The organism is Caldisphaera sp., assembly GCF_049974385.1.
GTDB lineage: Archaea > Thermoproteota > Thermoprotei_A > Sulfolobales > Acidilobaceae > Caldisphaera.
In genome coordinates this window covers 32,229-53,707 of the sequence record NZ_JBMFIW010000009.1, presented here as the reverse complement: position 1 = coordinate 53,707, position 21,479 = coordinate 32,229, and the positions used below count along the sequence as shown (strand labels likewise).

Annotated in this window: 20 protein-coding genes; 13 read left to right on the top strand and 7 right to left on the bottom strand. The window is 30.4% G+C overall.

The genetic code is table 11. The annotated features are described in order from the left end of the window. Positions 1-251 precede the first annotated feature (251 nt). Positions 252-623, bottom strand: a complete 372-nt coding sequence (locus ACP5GV_RS03655; RefSeq protein ID WP_428102332.1) for a PaREP1 family protein — start codon at positions 621-623, stop codon at positions 252-254. A gap of 691 nt (positions 624-1,314) precedes the next feature. Here ACP5GV_RS03655 and ACP5GV_RS03650 point away from each other — a divergent pair. The 5 genes from ACP5GV_RS03650 (at position 1,315) to ACP5GV_RS03630 (ending at position 4,279) form a co-directional block, all read left to right on the top strand. Then, positions 1,315-1,650, top strand: a complete 336-nt coding sequence (locus ACP5GV_RS03650) for a hypothetical protein (RefSeq protein WP_428102330.1) — start codon at positions 1,315-1,317, stop codon at positions 1,648-1,650. Between the two features lie 369 nt (positions 1,651-2,019). After that, positions 2,020-2,790: an APC family permease gene (locus ACP5GV_RS03645; RefSeq protein ID WP_428102328.1), complete on the top strand. Its 771-nt coding sequence runs from the start codon at positions 2,020-2,022 to the stop codon at positions 2,788-2,790. A 64-nt stretch (positions 2,791-2,854) separates the two neighbouring features. Next, a complete protein-coding gene (locus tag ACP5GV_RS03640; RefSeq protein WP_428102326.1) occupies positions 2,855-3,079 on the top strand; it encodes a hypothetical protein in 225 nt (74 codons plus the stop codon). An 81-nt stretch (positions 3,080-3,160) separates the two neighbouring features. Then, a complete protein-coding gene (locus ACP5GV_RS03635) occupies positions 3,161-3,556 on the top strand; it encodes a hypothetical protein (RefSeq protein WP_428102324.1) in 396 nt (131 codons plus the stop codon). 297 nt (positions 3,557-3,853) lie between these two features. Then, on the top strand, positions 3,854-4,279 hold the full coding sequence (locus ACP5GV_RS03630; RefSeq protein ID WP_428102322.1) for a hypothetical protein: 426 nt from the start codon (positions 3,854-3,856) through the stop codon (positions 4,277-4,279). 318 nt (positions 4,280-4,597) lie between these two features. On the opposite strand, the gene ACP5GV_RS03625 is transcribed toward ACP5GV_RS03630, so the two are convergent. After that, entirely contained in the window at positions 4,598-6,067 is a 1,470-nt protein-coding gene (locus ACP5GV_RS03625) for an NCS2 family permease (protein ID WP_428102320.1), read from the bottom strand. Positions 6,068-6,341: 274 nt separating this feature from the next. On the opposite strand from ACP5GV_RS03625, the gene ACP5GV_RS03620 reads away from it, so the two are divergent. Further along, the gene (locus ACP5GV_RS03620) at positions 6,342-8,030 is read left to right on the top strand and encodes a FeoB small GTPase domain-containing protein (RefSeq protein ID WP_428102317.1); all 1,689 of its coding nucleotides are present in this window, start codon (positions 6,342-6,344) and stop codon (positions 8,028-8,030) included. 247 nt (positions 8,031-8,277) lie between these two features. Here the strand turns inward: ACP5GV_RS03620 and ACP5GV_RS03615 are convergent, their stop codons facing one another. After that, positions 8,278-8,934: a DUF3834 domain-containing protein gene (locus tag ACP5GV_RS03615; RefSeq protein ID WP_428102315.1), complete on the bottom strand. Its 657-nt coding sequence runs from the start codon at positions 8,932-8,934 to the stop codon at positions 8,278-8,280. A gap of 126 nt (positions 8,935-9,060) precedes the next feature. On the opposite strand from ACP5GV_RS03615, the gene ACP5GV_RS03610 reads away from it, so the two are divergent. The 4 genes from ACP5GV_RS03610 to ACP5GV_RS03595 all read left to right on the top strand — a co-directional run bounded on the left by ACP5GV_RS03610 (position 9,061) and on the right by ACP5GV_RS03595 (position 12,461). Next, positions 9,061-9,723, top strand: a complete 663-nt coding sequence (locus ACP5GV_RS03610) for a LysE family transporter (protein WP_428102313.1) — start codon at positions 9,061-9,063, stop codon at positions 9,721-9,723. 368 nt (positions 9,724-10,091) lie between these two features. Then, on the top strand, positions 10,092-10,358 hold the full coding sequence (locus ACP5GV_RS03605) for an AbrB/MazE/SpoVT family DNA-binding domain-containing protein (protein ID WP_428090374.1): 267 nt from the start codon (positions 10,092-10,094) through the stop codon (positions 10,356-10,358). After that, positions 10,327-10,782, top strand: a complete 456-nt coding sequence (locus ACP5GV_RS03600) for a PIN domain-containing protein (RefSeq protein ID WP_428090342.1) — start codon at positions 10,327-10,329, stop codon at positions 10,780-10,782. The genes ACP5GV_RS03605 and ACP5GV_RS03600 overlap by 32 nt, the downstream gene beginning before the upstream one ends. Before the next feature lie 989 nt (positions 10,783-11,771). Further along, positions 11,772-12,461: a metallophosphoesterase gene (locus ACP5GV_RS03595; RefSeq protein ID WP_428090338.1), complete on the top strand. Its 690-nt coding sequence runs from the start codon at positions 11,772-11,774 to the stop codon at positions 12,459-12,461. 51 nt (positions 12,462-12,512) lie between these two features. Here the strand turns inward: ACP5GV_RS03595 and ACP5GV_RS03590 are convergent, their stop codons facing one another. The 3 genes from ACP5GV_RS03590 to ACP5GV_RS03580 all read right to left on the bottom strand — a co-directional run bounded on the left by ACP5GV_RS03590 (position 12,513) and on the right by ACP5GV_RS03580 (position 15,307). Continuing rightward, entirely contained in the window at positions 12,513-13,970 is a 1,458-nt protein-coding gene (locus ACP5GV_RS03590; RefSeq protein WP_428102311.1) for a 4-hydroxyphenylacetate 3-hydroxylase N-terminal domain-containing protein, read from the bottom strand. Positions 13,971-14,567: 597 nt separating this feature from the next. Further along, complete coding sequence (locus ACP5GV_RS03585) at positions 14,568-14,966, bottom strand: hypothetical protein (RefSeq protein WP_428102309.1); 399 nt, start codon at positions 14,964-14,966, stop codon at positions 14,568-14,570. Then, positions 14,939-15,307: a hypothetical protein gene (locus ACP5GV_RS03580; RefSeq protein WP_292319916.1), complete on the bottom strand. Its 369-nt coding sequence runs from the start codon at positions 15,305-15,307 to the stop codon at positions 14,939-14,941. Before ACP5GV_RS03580 ends, ACP5GV_RS03585 begins: the two co-directional genes overlap by 28 nt. A gap of 428 nt (positions 15,308-15,735) precedes the next feature. On the opposite strand from ACP5GV_RS03580, the gene ACP5GV_RS03575 reads away from it, so the two are divergent. Continuing rightward, the gene (locus ACP5GV_RS03575) at positions 15,736-18,279 is read left to right on the top strand and encodes a penicillin acylase family protein (RefSeq protein WP_428102306.1); all 2,544 of its coding nucleotides are present in this window, start codon (positions 15,736-15,738) and stop codon (positions 18,277-18,279) included. A gap of 1 nt (position 18,280) precedes the next feature. Beyond that, entirely contained in the window at positions 18,281-18,631 is a 351-nt protein-coding gene (locus tag ACP5GV_RS03570) for a hypothetical protein (protein WP_428089913.1), read from the top strand. A gap of 33 nt (positions 18,632-18,664) precedes the next feature. Here the strand turns inward: ACP5GV_RS03570 and ACP5GV_RS03565 are convergent, their stop codons facing one another. Next, the gene (locus ACP5GV_RS03565) at positions 18,665-19,219 is read right to left on the bottom strand and encodes a hypothetical protein (protein WP_428068459.1); all 555 of its coding nucleotides are present in this window, start codon (positions 19,217-19,219) and stop codon (positions 18,665-18,667) included. Between the two features lie 249 nt (positions 19,220-19,468). Between ACP5GV_RS03565 and ACP5GV_RS03560 the strand changes: the two genes are divergently transcribed. Next, positions 19,469-21,479 (top strand): thermopsin family protease (locus ACP5GV_RS03560; protein ID WP_428102304.1); only part of this gene is annotated, 2,011 nt, incomplete at its 3' end.

Below are 21,479 nucleotides of genomic sequence, written 5' to 3'. Positions count from 1 at the left end.
TGAAGAAGTACCTATATTAACAATAAAATGGATATAGATGTAATTAATTCCAGTAAAGAAACAAACTTAATTTTACTGAAATTAAAATATAGTTTCATTAAACACCCCTTATTTATCTTTGTCTTATTAAATATTAAAGTTATGTAGGTTGCTTTTTCTTTAGTATATTTAATAAAAACATTGAGAGTAATAAATAGACGTTGCATGATTATATAAACCCTTCTTTTTCCAACCTGCTTTGTATTTTTTAGCTACAATTTTTCCCTATTAGCATCATCTATATCCATAGACCTTTCATGGAATCCCCATACATGGAGCTTATCTGCTATGTCAAATATGTCTGTTAAACCCAATTCATAAGAGGCCTTATCTAAAAGTCTTCTAGTCCATTTTCCCTTAAGCTTTGCTTCTCTTGCCTCTAGAATGTTATAAAATTCAGCTAATAGTTTTAAAAACTCTTCTGCAGCTTTATATATCTTCTCGGAGGCCTGAACAGGATCACGTTTTTCTATATATTCTTCAAACTCTTCTAGCCTCTTATTAATCTCTTGGACGTATGTTCCTTTTGATGCTTCTTTTACGTCTTCTTTCCTCTTAAATTCAATTGTTACCTTTCTCACCATTCTTGATTTATCTTTCAAAATTAATATATTATTACAAGGTCTACCCCTTACTTTTCTAGGACGTGAGCCCCATCCTGGGGCTATGGGAGGTGGCGCGGAGCACCAGGTAGCCCTGGGTCATTATAGTATTGTTTGAGTAGGCATATACCTGGACCTGATGAGCCAGGATCTGGGCTCTAGCTATTACTGACTGGAAAGCTATTAGGTCCAGTGTAGATTATTATTGGCAAGACGCCTCCCATTTCACTTTTATTAGCAACTTTACAATTTCATAAAGTTTAAAAAGCGATGCAAGCATGCCGAAGCATAAAGTTTCCACTTTCCTCACAAATGACGATGAAGGCCTTGGGAAGGGAGGAGCTTAAGGAGAAGAGCAAGGGACGACTAAGCCAGAAAAGAGGTCCTAATCCATGATCCTCGTAGTCCTGAGCTTTATGAAAAACCTTGGTATGAACGACGTTTATAAAGAAGCTGAGAAGTGCAACTTATAAAGACTCAGAATACGTCTACTAACTGACGAGTCCACTCACTACTTGAGTTCAATAACTTGAGGACCACGCTCGTCAGGAGGCTTTATCTCTGACGAGGCCCTTTACATAAGAGCGGGTGAGCTGTTGTCAGAAGACGTGTTTGAGGCCTGTCGCACCCGACCAAAAGGGCTATAATAAGAGCCCTCGGCGATAAAGGGCATATGACGTTTACTGAACTCATGGATGCCGCTGGGGTCAAGGATACAGGTACTATGACGTTTCACCCGAGGAGACTCTCACGACTTGCCGCGAGGATAAGGAGTTGGAGGCTGCTACAGCTGGTGACACAAATAGCGTCATTTGCGCTCACCTTCTTAGCTCCTGTCTACTTCCCGCTCTCGGTAGTATCCAGATACCTACTGCCCCTCGTCATGATGGAGCCAACCACCTACGTAGCTCAGGCGGTTAGACTCTCTCTGATGAGAAGCCCTTTCTCCCTAGCTTGGGACCTCACGACACTATTTTATGGGTTAATATTCGGTACTCTACCCATCTGATGGGGCCTGAACTAAGCATCCGTAATCCTGTTGAGGGTCTTAAAAAAGTGTGAGGTCTATCCTTTCTCTATGTTGGCTTAAATTCCCAAGAGCTCACTCAGGCTTCACCATGAGCAACTGATAGACAAGCTGCTTCCTCTTAAACCATCTCTTTATCTCAACGCTGTCACTTGGGGTTTCTATTACTATAGCCTGACAATAAAGTGGTAATCCTCGTCCTTCAGGATGGGGAGAAGGTCATTATGGAACTTTCTTTACAATTATAATATTATTTTTAAAATTAAAATGCTTAAATAATTTACCTTAGTTATAAATTTAAAAGAGAGAAAAGTTTATAAATATATAAACATATGTCTTTAGGATGGTCACATGGGCTTTAGAAAGGAGTTGGGGTTTTGGCACGTATTATTTTTAACGTTAGGAGCAATTATTGGTGATGCAGTAGCATTTATTCCCGTTTATGTTTTAGGTTATGATGGTCCAGCAGGTATTTTATCATGGGTTATTGCATTTCTCTTAATTATACCTGTTGCTTTAGTTGTTATAGAACTTGGAACTATGTGGCCCAGAGCTGGTGGCGTAGCTTACTACCCAGCTAAAAGCAATGGACCAGTTGCTGGTTCAATAAACGGTTGGTCTGCATTTTTGGGCTATGCTTTAGTCACTCCAAGTTCTATAATAGCTTTTGTTGAATACCTAGCATATTATTTTCCATCATTATATAAATCAGGTTTTCTAACTGTATTGGGTATAGTAATAAGTGCAATAATAGCTTTAATAACGTATTTGATAAACAACAAGCACGTTGGTTTAATAGGTGACATAAACAATTATTTAACGGTTTTAAAAATAGCTATGGTTATGATACCTGTTTTGGCTCTATTTGCCTTCTTTAATGCAAAGAACTTTAATTCACCAATTTTAGGAGGTTTTATGCCTGTTAACTTAGGCGCAATAGGTTTCTTCACTGCAGTAACATCAACAATTCTGGCATACGCTGGATTTAAGCAGCCTGTTAATTATTCAGAAGAGGTTAAAGATCCTGGGAAGTTTATACCTAAAGCAGTTATAGCATCTTTAATAATAACAATGATAATCTATTTGGTTGAAAGCATTGCATTTCTAGGGAGTTGCGGATAAAGTTATCAGTAACCCATCTCAATGGCCTTCATTAATAACTCTACCATATCCATATATAACGGCTTTGACATCAGTTAAAATACCTTCAAATCTTCTTTTAATCTTAATATTTCTAATGATAGCAGGAACGATTATTGCCTCATATACAGATGCATTAATTTATTTTGGTGGTGCCTCAAGAGTAGGTTATTCCCTATCATTTTATGATAGATATTTCCCCAAAGTTTTCTCAAAGCTAAACAAAGAGGGAGTTCCATACATTTCGAACATATTAATATTAGTCCTATAAATAATTTATCTTCTACTTTTACCATCTTTTGCAACAATATTTACTGTTTTAATAGATGCTTTCAACTTTTCATATGCTCCATTGGCTATAAGCGTTGCAGTTTTTAGAGCTAGATATCCTGATGAGAAAAGGCCATTTAAAGTTCCAGCATCCAAAATATTATCTCCCATTGCCTTTGTTATTGGAGGTTTACTAATTTATTGGTCAGGATGGAGCGCTATTTATATAGCTGGCATATCAGTTCTCATAGGTTTGGTATTTCTTGCTTATTATCATAAAAGCATAGGAATAAAGAAGAGGGATTTCATAGCAGGAGGATGGCTACCTTTATATTTGGTTTCAACAATGATAATTTCATATTTTGGAAGCAGCAATTTAAACAAAATACCATTCCCATACGATAACATACTATTTATTGTAGTTTCATTAATATTCTATTTCTGGGGTTATGAGGCTGGAAAGAAATTTGAATACTAAAGAAATTTTTATTTTTAATTGACAAAATAAAATTAGCCGTAAATTAAAAATATTCAGCATAGATAGTATTTACAAATTTCAAAGATGAAATTAAAATAATACTAAAATTTTTAAAATTACAACAATAGATAGTAGTTCATTGGTTATTCCAGGTGTGAAATAGCTAGTTTCTTGCTTTTTCTCAAAGTTATACCTGTACAATTTAATAACGCTCTCTGAATATATTTTTCTTCATGAATTATCATAAAGAAAGATCTTAAGCTTGATATGATTTTGCACAAGGAGAGTGTATCGGCATTGAACTTCATGTCTTTAGCTTACATAATATTTGCTTTGTTCTTGTTTCCTCTTATATTTTCAATAGCTCTCTACCATATAAGTGATGGTTTTTATAGCCTTTATGATAGGTTAAATTATAAAGGTTTTAAGAAAGTTAGTAAGGGTCTTTGGTTTATAGGATTCCTAGCTATGTATTTTTTGTTTATAGAAAGCGGTACAGCATCCATCATAGCATATCAGACTATGCATGCTAAGACCAATACTACAATATTACAAAGTATTTCTGTGTTACAAGCTGCTTCAAATCAAACTAGTCTGTCTTATGGCAATCCCATTGGCACATACATTGTATTAATACCCATTTATGTAGCTTTCCTAATAGCTTTGATGTCTCTTATTTATATGCTAATGGGTTTCAGGTTTTTAAAGAAGTGGCCTTCGTGATATAGCCTTTATAATTTATTCGTAAATGTTGAAAATAATATTTAGATATGTTACTTATTTTTCCTTTAAGTTCTATTGAAAATAAAACCATTACTCTTTTTCCCGCAAATATATTTGCATTTAAATATTTCTGCTCCTATTTTAATAAAATATTAATCTTTATTTAAAATCCAAAATCTTTCAATACATTAATGATCATTAATTTCAGTTACTTCTCTAAAATATGATAGCTCAAATTTTTGTTCAAGCTAAAAATAAAGACAACTAAATAATAAATTATTAATTTAAAAAATATAAATAATTATATATTAAATAAAATTATCCTGCTTCCAGATAAGTTGTTAAACCGAAGTATAAGGCAAATAGAATAGCAATTAGTATAATTCCTGGTCTTATATCGGAAAACTTACCGGCAAATATTTTTAATAATACATATGTTATAGCTCCAAGTCCTATTCCTGCAGTTATGCTGAATGTTAATGGTATTCCTAGTATAGTTAAATACGCTGGTATGTATTCCAAAGGATCAGTAATTTGAATTAGTTTTCCAAATAAGGTCATGAATGATAACCCCACTATTACCAAAACACCTCCTGTCGCAAATGAAGGAACTATTATAAACAATGGAGCTAAAATCATTGATATTAAAAATAAGACGCCTGTAACAAAGGATGTTAATCCAGTTTTTCCTCCAGATTCTATACCAGCTGCTGATTCTATATATACAACTGTTGTTGAAGTCCCAAAAAAGGGTGCTATTATTGAAGCAAGGCTATCTGAAATTAAGGCTTTATTTATATTAATAACTTTACCATTTTTTATAAGACCAGCTTTATCAGCTAATCCAGTTATGGTTCCAATTCCATCAAAGAAATCGACTAAAAACAAAGAAAAAGCTATTGGAAATCCTATTCCAAACAAAGTAAAATATAGATAGAATGACATTGGGATGTTATTTAGTATTGATGTAGAAAAAGTTGGGATCAAGGAAAAAGTAGATGGTATGCTAACTAAATTAAGTGCAATTCCAATTATTGTAGCAATGACTATTGCTATTAAATAAGAACCTGAAACCTTATACTTGTTTAATACGGTTGCTATTATTAATGTGAGAAAGCCTATGTAGAGAGGCAAAGTTAAAAATGACTGCCAGTTTATAGTAACTAAACCATTACCAGGCATGATTAGTCCTATATCTGAGAGGCCGATAGTAGATATAAATAGGCCAATTCCTATAGCAATGCCAATTTTTATGCTTTCCGGAACGGAGTTTATTATAAATTCTCTGATTTTACCTATAGAGAATATTATGAAAAGGATTCCATTAAATAGAACTGATATTAAAGCCAAGTAGATAGAAAACATAGGTATATCGATTGATGACGATAATGGAGAAATTTTTAAAATTTTTGTGAAAGCGGGTATAACTGTGAAGGCAATGAAGGCATTTTCACCCATACCTGGTGCTAATGCAAATGGTAATCTCGCATATAAGGACATAATCAAGGTTGCAACTCCTGCAGCTAATGCTGTTGCAACTGTAAAGCTTAATTTAACCTGTTGAATAAGTGCGGGATATTGTTGTGATATACCTGATAAGGGCATTCCTGTTGCTAAACTCATTGAATATTCAAATCCAGATGTTAATATTGATGGGTTTACAAACAATATGTAGGCCATGGCTAAAAAAGTGGTTATACCTGCCATTATTTCCGTTCTCGGCCTTGCATTATAAGCACTTAAATTGAACATTCTGTCTAGTAAACCTATACCCTTATTGCCTTCCATAACACATCACAATTTAATATTTTAAAAAAATATATATATATAAATTTTTTCGTTTAATTATAAAATTTTTTACTTGATTAAATAAAACTCTTTTTCAACAGTATTCTATAATAACTTTGATTATAAATTAAAAAGACATATTTTAAAGCTTTAAGATCTAAATATTAAGTTCAAGGGTTTTGCTATTTAACTCATTTTCATTATCTAATATTATATAAATTTAATAAGTAAAAAACAAGAACTCTTTATATAAATAGTATAAATGGGTATATTTATGAAATGTGCTCTTGTTGGCCCTCCTAATGTAGGTAAATCAACTATATTTTATCGTCTTGTGGGAAGACGGGTCAAGATAGCAAATTATCCTGGAAAAACTTTAAGCAAAGCCTTTGGATACTTTATTGAAGAAAATACACGTATTGAGATCTCTGATCTTCCCGGAATATTCAATATTGAAAATCCTAAAGACGAAGATGAAAAGCTTGCGATATCTGATGTGATTAATGGAGACTATGATTGTGTTATAGTGGTGGGTGCTCCACATGCCATCAAAGAATCACTATCAATATTAAGGTATTTAGCCAAAATCAAAAGAACTATATTTGTTCTTAATATGGTAGATCTCGCTTCTCCTGTTATTGATGAAAATGCTTTATCGACCAAGTTAGGGGTTCCAGTAATATTTACTTCAGCAGCTAAAGGTACAGGGATTTATAAGCTTAGGAAGATAATTAAGTTAAATGCAGCAAAAATCGGAGAAGTTCCTGAAATAGATATAGAGTTTAAAGGTTCTTTATGGATGGAAAAGTTGTTTACCAAATCATCTATAGCTATACCAACACTTATTGGTATTCTCTTGGGAACTCTTATGATAATACTCTTTTTTATTGATGGCAACACTCCATTTGGTAATAGCCCGGTCGCTCTTATACCTATAATAGAGAGTTTCTTGGATTACATTGGCAATTTTCTTACAATACCAAATAACCCTATACTTACACTATTTATTGTTAACGGAATTTGGTCAGGGGTTTCAACAGTTATGACATTTATACCTTATATAGCAGCAGTAGCGTTCTTTATGTCACTTTATGAACAAACAGGTTTAATAGGAGCTTTTTCGATTGGAATTGAAAAAATAACCACGAAATTAGGGATACCTCCTCGCAGTATAATAATATTTTTTATGGGAGCATCTTGCAATGTTCCATCATTAAGCGCTGCTAGAGCACTATGGGGAATGAAAAGCAGGTACCTAACAGCACTCCTAGTTCCTTATGTACCATGTGCTCCTAGAATGACTCTTTTCTTAATAATAGCGTCAGCTGTGCTACCCCCAATTCTTGTACCTTTGGCTGTGTTATTGCCTTATCTAGCTTCAATAATAGCTATATTTTTCTCATTTTTTATTTATCGTTTAATTATGGGAAAACCTATGGCAGTAGAAAGGCTTCCTCCGACACCAATTATGTTACCCAATTGGCGTATTATTATAATTGAGACATGGAATTATATTAAAGAGTTTCTTAAGAAGCTTTCTCTTATGATATTCGCTACAACAATTTTATTGTGGCTTCCCTCAGTGCTTGGACCTCACGGTATAACTTTTAATATAGAAAATTCGTGGTTAGCAATAGCCGGGAAAGAAATTGAATTTATATTCGCACCATTAGGGCTTCCATGGCAGGTATCTGTTATGCTTATGGGAGGTTGGATATTTAAGGAAGTAGTATTGGGCCTCATGGCTTTATTTGGTGGGTTCACGCTAATAAAGTCGCTAAGTATTGCATCTGCACTTGCATTAATGGTTTTTATAGCATTTTACTCATCATGCATAGCTACTCTATTATCATTAGCTAAAATTATAGGTTGGCATAGAGCTTTACTAAGTCTGATCGTTCAATTAGTAACTGCATACATCTTTTCTTATATTACATATAGCTTGATATCTATATTAGGATAAATGAAAATATGTTTTGGTTTTTAGGATTATGCTACTCTTTATTTCATTAATTTTAAATAAGAAAAGCTAAATTAATTAAATTTAGCAACTTAATTAAAATTTCCTCTGTTGATTTATCCTTGTTTTGCTATAACTACTCATTTGTTTGAAAAATTCTTTGTTGATTTAAAAAATTAGCACTTTTCTTTTAGAAACAAGTAGAGATTCCATATTGATTTGATGATATCCTGTAATTATAAAATAAAAATCAGGCTTTATATTTTTTAACTAATTCTATAAACGAATCAATATTTTCCGCTGGTCTGAAGAAATATTCAGCATTTGTAATTATCTTATACACAAAATCACGTGGAACATCTACAGGAAGCCTTGACACTATTCTATCAGCGGCCTCATCAGGATCCTTTTTTGCTATATTTATTCCTAATTCGTATGCATCTTTTACTGGTTTTATTAGTTCTTTTTTGTTGATGTTTACCCCACAAGCACCTGGGGCGCCTACTATTGATTCAAGAGTTTTCTCAGGCTTTACTAATGCTATGCTTACTACTGCGCTATTTAATTCTCCAGAATTAAGCAAATTAAGCAATTGTTGCCAACTATCAGCATAAATTATCTCTCCTTTTATATTATATTTATCCATAGCAGCCTTAACAAGTATTTCTCCTGCAGACCCTTTTCTAAATACTCCAATCTTTGGTCCTTTTAGCTTTGGATGTACAGCTAATAATTCCTTAACTGTTATGAAATCTACTTTAAGCCCTCTTTTTATTAAAGATGTTATGGAATCTGCAATTACATCGGAATAGCCTTCTTTATCAAAATCTATTGATATGTCAGCTTTACTTTCAGCAAGTATAAGAGGGTAAGAGACTGGACCTGGCGCAGCCATTATTTTTTGCATGAATTTTCACCAAAGCATTTAATCTAAAATAATTATTAAGCATTCCTATATATTTTTAAAGCAAATTTTAATTTGATATATTAAAATTTATAAATTGTAGTAATTTAGGTAAGAGTGGTGCAAAGGTTGGAACTGTATTATCTAATAATATTAACCATAACGTTAAGTGTTTCAGGAGCATTTTCTCCTGGACCATTAACTTTCTCAGCAATAGTAGAAGGCTCAAAGGGTTCATGGTTTAGCGGTTTTAAAGAAGCATTTGGTCACTTGCTTTTTGAGTTGCCTTTTGTTGTAGCTCTAGCTTTTTTATTGCAACAAATAAAGGCATTATTAGATGATGCTCTTATTAAGTATGTTTTAAGTTTTATACTTATATCATTTATAGTTTACTTCTCTTATATGGTTATAAAGGATGGTTATAGTAGGCTAAATGATAATGGCTTTGTGTCAGACCAAGGTTTTTCAAACGGTTCAAAAATTGTTAATAGACCTGTTATAACAGGTTTCTTATTAACCGCATCTAATCCTTTGTTCCTATCATGGTGGGCTACTGTAGGCTTAATTCTAATTTTATCAGCAACTTCATTAGGTTTCATATTTGGTATTTCTATAATGTATGCGAGCCATGTATGGATGGACTTTGTATGGCTTGGCATAATGGGAATTATAGGGAAGTCAGGGAGAAAATTCTTGAGCAATAAGCACTTCGGTATTTTCTTGATTATAATGGCATTAATCATGCTCTATTTTGGTTTAATGGCTTCCATACAATTGATCTATTATAAATGATTTTTTCAAAGAAAAATACATTATGTTTTAAGTAAAAAACTATTATAATATTTGTTTTAGTAGTTTTAATTATTACAATAAAATTATTTGTAATATAATTCTCTTAAAAATGTGTTATTATCTTTGACGTGCATATAAAAATTTCTCCAATAAATTTTGCTAAACTATAATTTTAAGAAATTTAAATTCATTGATAGGTTAAATAATACATTGTTATAAAGAGCTAGAATTTTACATTGTTAACCCCCCGGTTAACAATAAGAGTAATTTAGTTTTCATTAGAAGCCTTTATTTTTGATTAATAATTATATTTTTTATGTTATAATAGTAAGTTAGCATTATTTATAAGGTTTGATTAATTCTAATAACTGGGTGGATCAGAAATTTCAGAAAATCGGATTATTTATGTTAGACAGAAAAGAACAATAGTTATACCAAAAGATATAGCTGAAAAGTTAAATATAGATGTTGGTACTCGTTTACTTTTAAAAGTTTACGATGATAAAATTGAAATAAAGCCATTACCAGATGCGGTTACTATATCTTTAAAAGGAAAAAAGCTAGGTAAAATAACATTAAAAGACCTTGAAGAGGAGAGCATAATTGCCCAAGAAAAATACGAGAACAAAACCTAAATTGCTGATAGATACAACATTTCTTCTTCCAGCTCTAGGATTTGAAGTTGAAGAAAGTGCAATGAAAGCAATTGAATTATTTAGGAAATATAATATATATTATATAGAATTTGGAATATTAGAGGCAATGTGGAAAATACTGAAAATCATAAAAAGTGAACAGCTAATAATTGTTTATCAAGGATTAGAGGCTATAAGAGAAACATATAAAAAACTTGAAGTTCCTATTGAAGCGTATATTGATTCTTTTTCTTTTTATAATAAAGGCCATAAAGATATTATTGATGCAATATATTATTTTACTTCAATATATTCAAAAATCCCATTATTGACTATTGATGAAAACTTAATTGAATTTTTATTAAAAAACGGATATAATACAGATTTATTATATAGACCAAGTGATCTTAATAAATTGCTGTGAATAAACTATTATTTTAATTAATAAACACGATAAAGAACTATTATATAAAATAATAATTATAGATGAGGAGATTTAAAAGCTTTTCAATGTTTAATGTTAAAGTTTTTCATTCAATTTAAGGGAAATATATGAATGTAAGGGAAACACCCATAAGATATAGTTATGAGTGAAAAATCTCTTATCTAATTATAGAAATTATTCATGATATTAGACCTTTTAATATCTGGTAAGATATCAAATAGGTAAGACACAATTAGAGAAAGCTTGATTTTATTGAAGCATATCCCTAAAAACTTTCCTGTGGAAAGAGAATCTTAAATAAAATATTTTTAAATTAATTTATAACAAAACTTCTTATTGTTTTATTGTTAATTTTGATTTTCTGTTGTTAAGTTTTATTCAACATAATTATTGCAAATAAAAAACATAGCTTTATTATAAAGGAAACAAGATAATGCATATAAATCTAATTTGACCAAATAAAAATAAATAAAAATATTATAGCTTAAAACCTATGCCTTATAAAAACAGCTGCTATAGCTATTATACCTATTACTACAGCTACTCCACCTAAAGCCCTAAGATTTGTGGATACAGATGATACCTTACTATTTACAGTTGTAATACTTGAGTTTAATGATATTGAAGATGATAATGATTTGTAGTTATTTGATATTGAGCTACTTAGTGATGAGAGTTCTGATGTTAATGTGGAGTTTACATTTTGTAATTTTGTATTTAATGATAGTATTTTACTGCAAAGCTATAAATATACAAATGTTTAAAGATTTCATAATTAACTTTATATGGAAAATTTAAATCTTTATAAAATTTTATTTATATTAAATATATCCTGAAATTCCTTGTATTATTATGTTTTGATTATTTTTCATATAAAATTTAAATGAAAGCCGAATTAATATAAGGACCTTTAACTTTTTTAATTCTGAAAGTAAATTGAAAACGTAATATATAATAAAAGGGACGGGATGATCGAGCTGATAATAAAAGAAAAATCAAGAAATGTTTTATGGATTAACCTTAGCTATACTTATAATAGAATTGCTGTAGTTTCAGATCTTCATGCGGAAGACAAGGGATTTAATGCAAGGTGCTTTACAAAAACTATTAAGGCAATTAATCCTGAGGTTTTAATAATTGCCGGGGATGTTTTTAATAATATGGAAAAACAGAAATTTGATGAATCTATGGCAAAAATTGTTGTTGAATTAACTGGTTACCCTACTAATTTGCGTGAGATTTTAATAACCTTATCTATAGGTAATCACGATCCAAAAATTAAAGGATTGATGGAAAGTTTTAATATTAATAATATTAATGTAAAAGCAATTAATGGTGTTGCGTTGTTAAGGTTTAATGATAAGCATTTAGTTGTGCTTCATGGAGATTTGTTGTTCAAAAATGGTATAATCGCTGCATTTATTAATTTACTTTTAGGAAAAGGGTTTTATGAAAGAATAACGAAAAGAATCTTACTTTTAAACTCAGATACATTTTTAATTATGGGCCATACTCACATTCCTTTTATCGATTATAAGATGAAATCTGCAAATAGTGGTTCATGGGCTTGGAGGCCTATAGTTGGAAAATCTTCTACAATTTTAATAATTAATAAGGATTTTGTCATTAAGCTCTTAAAACCCTTTTGTAAAGTATAATTTTCTACTTTTTAATTAATTTATAAATATATTTATTTAAATTTTTGATAATTAAGGCATTTCATCACTTATCCCAGAAGCATAATATGCAAGTTTTTTGCTTTCTTCATAATTATATGATCTGTATAATTCTATAACACTTGCTTCGATAGATCCTTCTGCATGTATCATTATTGTAGTAAAAAATGCCCCTAAACTTGATAATATTTCTCTCGTTAATGATAAAAGCTTTGCCCTAGTTAGTGGATCTGTACCTTTCTTTCCAACTAGGTATTTTTTCAAGTATTTTACTTCTTCTTCATTATAAAAATCTTGAGTTGCTGGTAATGTATCGGCAAGTCCTCCGGCTATTTCTACTAGATCCTTAACCACGTTAAGATAACTTTCGTTTGAAACAAGCTTACCAACGTTTGTAAATATCCTATTAGGTATAGCAATTTTTGTATCTTCATCTAATTCAGCATATAAAGAGGCTGCTAAAGCGGATTCTCTCAATATTTCCTTATATTTTATCATATCAACAATATCTCTCCTTACATGAGATTTATCATCAATGCCATTTAATTCTGCTAATAGTTTTCCCAAGCCTATTAATAAATCAGCTATAACAGCCCTATAAGATATAGCAGTAAACCTGTGGAAAGTTGGGAACATAACTGCTAAAGGTCCTGCTAATTGGTATTCACCAGCTAAAAATACTCTATCCCATGGAACAAACACATCATCAAATATTACTAGTGATTGTGTTTCCATATTTTCCTTTCCCAAAACAAACCAAGGGTCATTTAAAGCAGTTTCACTAGCTTTTAAAGGCTTTGAAATCATCTTTAACCCCTTGGTATTTGGAGGTATAGAAAAAGATACTGCATAATCTTTATCCTTTTCTCCCATATTTCTTGTTGGCAAAACTATAATTTCGTTAGCAACTGGTGCCTGTGTTATTTGTGCTTTTGCTCCCCTAACTATTATACCATCTTTGTTTTTATCTACTATTCTTAAATATAGATCTTTATCTTCTTGTTCAAAAGGTCGTAAATCTCTATCTCCTTTCACATCTGTTTGAGCAACAGCTAATCCCAAATCATTTTTTATAACATATTCATAAAACTTCATTACATTTTCATAATAATGTGTTTTAAAGTATGAATCAGTTTTCTTTGCAACAATCATGAGAGCAAACAATGCATCGGAGCCAATAGCTTTAATTACGTCAAAACTTCCTCTTCCTAATTTTGATGTCTCATAAATTAAATTAAACCTTTCTATTAGATCGTTTCCATTTCTAGGTATTTTATAAAATTTGCTTGAATAGCCATAAACATCATCTTTATAAACTGTTAATTCCCTTGTTTTTTCATCCTGTTGCCATTTATATATTAAAGATGCATGATTTACTGTAGATTTTAAAATATCATGTTTAGTCACATCATCAACTCTTTTACCTCTATAATATACTTCCCTGCCATCTCTCAGGCTGTTTATATATTCTTGAGAACTCCTTAAACCCATAGTTTATCCCCATATTTTCTTATATTAAATAATATTTAAATACAATAAATTTGTAATTCTATATGAAGGTTTAAATAATATTTAAATACAATAAATCTTATGTTGTTAACCCCCCGGTTAACAATAAGAACAATTTAGTTTTCATTAATAGCCTTTGCCTTATTTAAAAGCAAATTATAAATACATTGTGCATCTATAAATTAGTTTTATAGAATTTGATTCTTGATTTCCTTTTTTGTATTAAACAAAATTTTTTAAGACCTTTGTCTTCTTTCAAAACTTCATAATTTATAGTTAGGTATTTACCAAAATGCCCAAGGCCGAATTAGAAATTGCTACCTTCTTCCTATAATTTTCTACTTACATATTGTAATAAACCTTTTTTCTGTCATATACTAATATCTATGGCATTCGTTATATTTATGTTCATTCTATGCCGTAGGTGTTACAATCCTTGATCCTTGAGCATTTTCGCCATAGAACTTCCTAAATTAAAGGGACCACTTGGGTTTCCTTTTACTGATAGGAGATAGTTTCTGAACTTTATCCTATCTGGTTAAAGGACGCAGGTTTATTTATTGGAGTTAAGATAAAAAATCAAAGTATTTCATTAACTGTACATGTTTCTTTTACCTTATCAATTAAAATTGATAATTCCTTTAAAACTCCAATTCCTATTAAATTCTTTCCCTCAAAATCTCTTGGGGATAAGACGTAAGTTTCTATCTTTTTACTGCCCAAATCTATGATTGCTCTTGACGTCTTCATGATAACATAACCATTTAAGGTTTTAAACCTAAACCATGAATCTTCTGGCAATTCTCCAACTTCAAAGTACTTATAGATACTATCTGTTAGCATTATTGTACCATCAAAACCTGTATCTAATCTTAAGCTTAATTCAAATTCATCAAGCTTGATATTTTGGAGTTTTAAATTAATATAAGGTTTTTCGCCATTAAAACACTTTATTGTAATAAACTTCCTCCCAACCATTCGCCCTCACTTTTGATATCTTTACTGGGATTAAATACTATAGCATGTTTAACGTTTAATTTCTTAAGAACCTCCTCAACTTGATCTATGCTATCGTAGGCTCCTATGAATTTACCTTGAGCTATAATTACATATTTATCTTTATATTTTGATAGTATTTCATCTTTTAATTTATTAAAGACTTTATTATTTTCTTGTCTTTCATCGTTATCTCTAACCCTATTCAACCAGAGATCCATAGCTTGATCAATAGCTTCAGATAAAGTTAAACCTCTTCTTATAGCTTCAGCTTTGAATTCTCTGAGTTTCTCCTCATTTACATTTTTTATTACCAAAGTCACCTATTTCACCAATTTAACCTATGTAACCAAAGTTAATAATTTTTGGATGCGTATCTTATGTTTAAGAAATTTATTATAAAAAATGTAAAACACCTTTTGTCAAAAAGCTTTTCTTGTTGTTATAAAAAAGCTTTATTTACTGTACTTTTTCCTAACGTTATTAAAAGAGTTATAAAAGCATGAAAATAAAGAATTAATAGAAAACTATTAATTTAATTAGGCAATTATTTAAAAAGCAATTTAAATAGAAGTAATTGACTGCTTATAGGCTTTATTATAAATGATTGATTTGATATAATAGTAGAACTTGCAGCAAGACGATTCCATTATTTTTCATAATAGAAATCATGGAAGTATTTAGGAAATTAACAGATTTAATTCTATAAAACATATTTAAGCTATAAAAACATATTAAAAATGGTGAAAAAATGGCTAAGAAATCCTATATATTAATAGCGGTTTTCCTTTTTATATTAATATTTGTATCTTATTTGGGCCAAAGTTTTTCATTATTTAGCCCATCTAAAAACAGTATTTGGCCTTATTCCTACACCTCTAAATTAAAGAGCCAAACAATATACCTAAAAGGTTTAAAGAGTCCTGTTAAAATTATAATAGATAATAATGGAGTAGCACATATATATGCTAATGATACCTATGATGCCTTTTATGCTGAAGGATATTATACCGCTTATATGAGGTTGTTTCAGCTTGAATTATTCGGTTTAACAGGGGTAGGTAATTTAAGTTCATGGTTTGGCAATTTAACTCTAAGCACAGATCTTTACGCCCATTACGTTGGTTTTCCTCAAAATGCAAACTTTTCATTAAATTATGTTAAGGAAAACTATCCTGTTATCTATTCTTATTTGCAGGCATATTCAAACGGAGTTAACGCTTATATTTCTCAGGCTGAAAGCTCTCACGAATTACCTCCCATTTTTTATTTGCTAAGAATCAAGCCTTACGATTTCACCCCATATTATTCAATAGCTTGGGGTGAAGTAATGTCATGGGGATTAGCCAAAGGTTTTTGCGATGAACTAAGGCTTTCTTTAATTTATACACATTTAGGCTACAATTTAACTCAAGAACTTTTCCCATATTACCCTTATTATACAAATGGTTCTTTAACAGCAATGCCAGGCAATGGAACTGTTAATAACTTAAATCTTCAAAGCTTTAATATAAGTCCTTCATATTTTTGGTCATTGAACTTTTATAGCAATTTTGCAAATGGATTAAGTAATGAAACCTTATATAAGGCAATCCCATTAATTATCTCATCTCTTAATGAAATATGCTCAGATCCATTAAGCTTTGTTGATTTAGGTAGCAATGAATGGGAAGTTACTGGTAATTACAGCAGTACTGGATACCCAATGATGGCTAACGATCCGCATTTAACTTTATATGATCCGTCATTATGGCTTCCATTACAATTAGTATCTCCTAGATTAAACGTAACTGGTTATGAATTAGTTGGAGAACCAGGTGTTTTGATAGGTCATACGGAAAATACTGCATGGGGATTGACAACTCCTTTAGGTGCGTCTAGCAACGCTTATTTAGAAATTGTAAATATGGAAAACCATTCTTATCTATTTAATGGTGAATGGTTACCTTTAAAGGAGTATAATTTTACTTTATTGAACAAAAAATATACAATTTATTATACAAATAACGGGCCTTTAGTTTCTTATAACAATACATTAAAAATGGGTATAAGCCTTTATTGGGTAAATCAATATTATCCATTCTTAACATTGATATCTGAATTCCTATTGGATAATTCAACAAATTTCTCTCAATTATTAAATGCAGCAAGATATTGGGTTGAGCCAACACAGAATTTAGCAATGGTTTCAAAGAATGAGACAGGATTTATTACAGCGGGCCTCTATCCTTTAATAAGGATTACATTACCAAATAATGAAAGTGTAGAGGTTGTTGGTGGTAGAACTATCTTAAATGGATCAATACCTAATTATGAACCTGTTGGTTATATACCGTTTAATTACTTGCCTCAATCAATTAACCCTGAAAGGGGCTTTGCCTTTGCACCAAATCAACCAACAGCATTTATAGATTATCCGTACCCATTTGTTGGAGGTTATTGGGTCTCTGATGGAAGGGCGTTAACAATATATAGATATTTGAATTCTCATAGGAACATGACTATCTCAGATATGGAATCTTTGCAAAGTAATGTAACTGATTCATGGGCTTCCATATTAGATCCTGTAATGGTTTCATGCTTAAAAAATGAGAACTTTTCAAATAATCTTAAAGAAGGTGTTTTGTTGTTATCAGCATGGAATTATACATTTTATCAAAACGAGGTTGCACCAACAATTTATACATATACTTTATTGAACATAATAAATAATGTAGTTAACCCAGTTTTAAATGAACATGGATTAACCCAATATAAGAATTTGCTAACAGGTACAGTTGGTTTTTATGGAACTGATACTTTAATTACAAGCGATCTAGCGTATTTTGCGACACATAATCCGAATTCATCATTATTTAATGGAAGTTTTTGTAAAGTAGTTAATTTGTCTTATAATGAGGCAATGAGTTATTTATCAAGTAAGCTGGGTAATATTTCTAATTGGAAATGGGGTAACGTACATGTATTAGAGCTCATAAATCCTGCTGGAATTTCATCTCTCAATTATGGCCCAATACCCATATGGGGTGATGGTTTTACTCCATCAGCAGCTTACTTTAACTTCAATGGTACAATTTCTATTCCACTAATTGTTAGTGAAGGACCAAGTTTAAGGATAGTAGATTCCCCAGCAACTAATCAATTTTATTCAATATTCCCAGGAGGGCCCAGTGAAAACCCCGCAAGCCCATGGTTTGAAACGCAACTAAATTCATGGCTAAACTTTAATTATTATCCATTTTCACCTGTTGTTGAAGTTAATGCTACATGGTATTTAATTCCTAGAGGTGGATAAAATGAATAAGACTAATTTAATAATATATATAACTTCGATTGCTTTAACTCTAGCCTTATCATATTTTATTCCCTACGTTTGGATTGGAATAATACCAGGCATAATAATGGGATTAATAAGAAGAAGATCATTAAGGCTTATTTCAAGCTTTTTAATTGGATTTATAGGCTCTTTATTAATGTATTTAGTATACCCAATAAATTATTTAGTTTCTTTAGCTAAGACTGTTGGAGCATTAGCTGGAATATCTTGGTTAATATTAATACTAGTATATCCGCTATTATATGGGTTGATAGAATTATCGGCATCAGGTATTGTTGGAGAAATATTAAATTTTAAAAATAGAAAATAAAATTTTCTAAAAATAAATATTTATGATAATAAATTAAAGATTATCTTTTAATTCACCTAGTTCCTGTATCAAATATAGAATCGAATAATCTTTATCAAAACTATCAAAATCTTTATCTATTTCCTTATCTAACAATACAATTGAATATGAAATTTCATAATCCTCATCCTCCTCTTCATCCTCATCCTCTTCATATACATCCCAAATCAGCTTTATTCTTTTTATTTCTTTATTTATAATAAATAATTTTAATCTTAAATCAGCTTTACTATTAATGTCAATAGAAAACGATATTTTTAAAACCCCATCATCTTTCTTTCTTGATTCGATATCAAAAGAATTGTCATGAAAGTATTTTACTAACTTATATTTTAACAGTTCATTTTTTATATTTTGATATTCTCTTATTCCAGCCTCGTTCGATGTAGCTAAATTTAATCTGTCATCGAGATTAATAGGTAGTTTTTTATATTTATTTAGTTTTTCCCTTATAACTTTTTTAATATTGGATGTATTTTTCGAATTTTTAAACTTATTAGAAATATCGATTATTTCTTCCTCAATAGTGTTATCTAGTAGATTACTCATAATTTCACCATCCTATATACAATTAATAATTAAGATTAGAAATTATATAAGCCTTTAAAATATTAGATTACGGGAATTCCCATATACCTTAAATCTCATTAGATATGAGAAATATTCAATTCAGTTTGTAAATTCTTGTATTTCAGTATTTAATTCAAAAGCTAATAGATTCATGAAAATTCCCAAAAATTCATGTCCCAAGATTTATATAATTTTAAGACACCATTAATAATTGCAAAAGGTGGGATTGTGTACTTTGGTAAATCAAAAAGGTTTAAGATAACTGTTCTTTCGTTATTTTTGCTGTTGATATTAATTATGCCTTTATCCCATTCTATGAAAATAAGCAAATATGAAAGTCAAGAAAGTAATATAACTATGAGTGCAAGAAAAGTAATTGGTTTGCAGTCAGGCTTTAATGAAAGTGTTGGCATAAATGATAATGGATCAGCTTTAATAAATAACAACTTAATAGAATATAGTTATTCAACAAATTCTCTATTAGGTTACTTCGCATTTTATGGAGGTAGCTTTTATTCTGGTGCGCCTATTAATAATAGTGCTTTTTCTGTTCAACTAAACTCAAATTTTAACGTTACAAGTAGTATGACATTATGGGCGCAAGATGTTTTTCAAGTTTATTATATAAATGGTGTATATAATGTATATATTATAGATAACCTGTGGAATAGCACTTATCCAAGCTTTAGCTTAAATCAGAGTCTTGTCTCTGGAAATGGTAGTTTCTCTACTTCAAACAATCAGGTATTTTATTACAGCTTGGCATTATCTAATAATAATATTATTACTTATTCAACAAATTCTCCATTTTATTTATATGCATATATGACTATAAACCAGAGCAGCAATGGCTATCCACAAATATATATGTATTATGAATTTCAGAACTCTACTTTTAACTCTGGACGGATTTTATATGATAAAATAACTGTTTATGTAAAGTCTAGCAATCCACAATTCTTAACTGGAATTCAAAGTTCAATAAACTCATACGCTCCTTATTATCCATTCGTAACACAATGGGTTGTAGGAGGAGCAGGTGGCGGGTCTCAATTAACTGTATATAATTGGAACGCTTCAATGGGCCTTTATTACGAGTATAATGGTAATTTCTATAGTGTACCTGACGCAATAAGTTTACAGCCCTCTATATTTACCGCTTACGCAACCGCTGAAAATGTAAATCAATATTATGGAATACAAGAATATTATAAAAATGGTATTGTACATCAGATTGAAGGGCAAAATCAACAAGAATTCTTATGGCAACCTAAATCATATTATCAATTAAATGGAAATAACCTGACCTTATATTTAACTCCTCCAAAGGGAGAATGGTTGATAACAATATCAGGTAATAACTATTATAACCAAACATTCGGTCAATACTCTCCAATATCGTATATATTGCAACCTGGTAATTACAACTTATCAGTAACTTTATATGCAGGTTCTATGCCAATAGAAACGTTTACTTCATCATTGACGGTAGGAGGAGGTATAGTTAATGTTACTTCTCCAGTTGATTTTTATGTTGACGGATTTTCTCATTTAAGTGGAAATTATTTATTTAATACTCCAGTCAATTTAACGTTTCCAAGTATTTATTATATAAATAATAACAGCAGGATGCTGTTTAAATATTTAATAGTAAATGGCCAAATAGTTAAAAGCAATACAATAATCTTATATGTTAATGCAAATGTGACTGCAGTATATCAACAGCAATTCTATGTGACTTTTCCATTCGAATTAAATGGTTATATTAACAATTTATATCAAAAAATAAATAATGGTTGGTACAATGAAGGGACGATAATAGATATACCAGCACAAACAGTTTATAATGGTAGCTACACAAGGTTTGTTATATATAAAGAAACCTATTATAAAATAAACTCCTCAATGATTATTACCCCACCATTCTATACTCAATATTATTTAAAGATAAATTATGCCATACCTGCTGAAATAAATGGAGTTAATTCAACATTAGTAAGCGATTGGTATAACAAATCTACAGAAATAATTATATACAACATTTATTACTTTAATAGCACTGCTAGAGAATCAATTAACTCAAATATAAGTAAGATTATTTTACGAAACCCAGTAATAATATCTGTTTCAGTCACTTACCAGTATTTTATTAATATTAGGTTACCTAACGGAACAATAAGTAATTGGTTTAACAAAGGAATGCTCATTAAGCTACCCTCCATAATATATAATGGTAGTC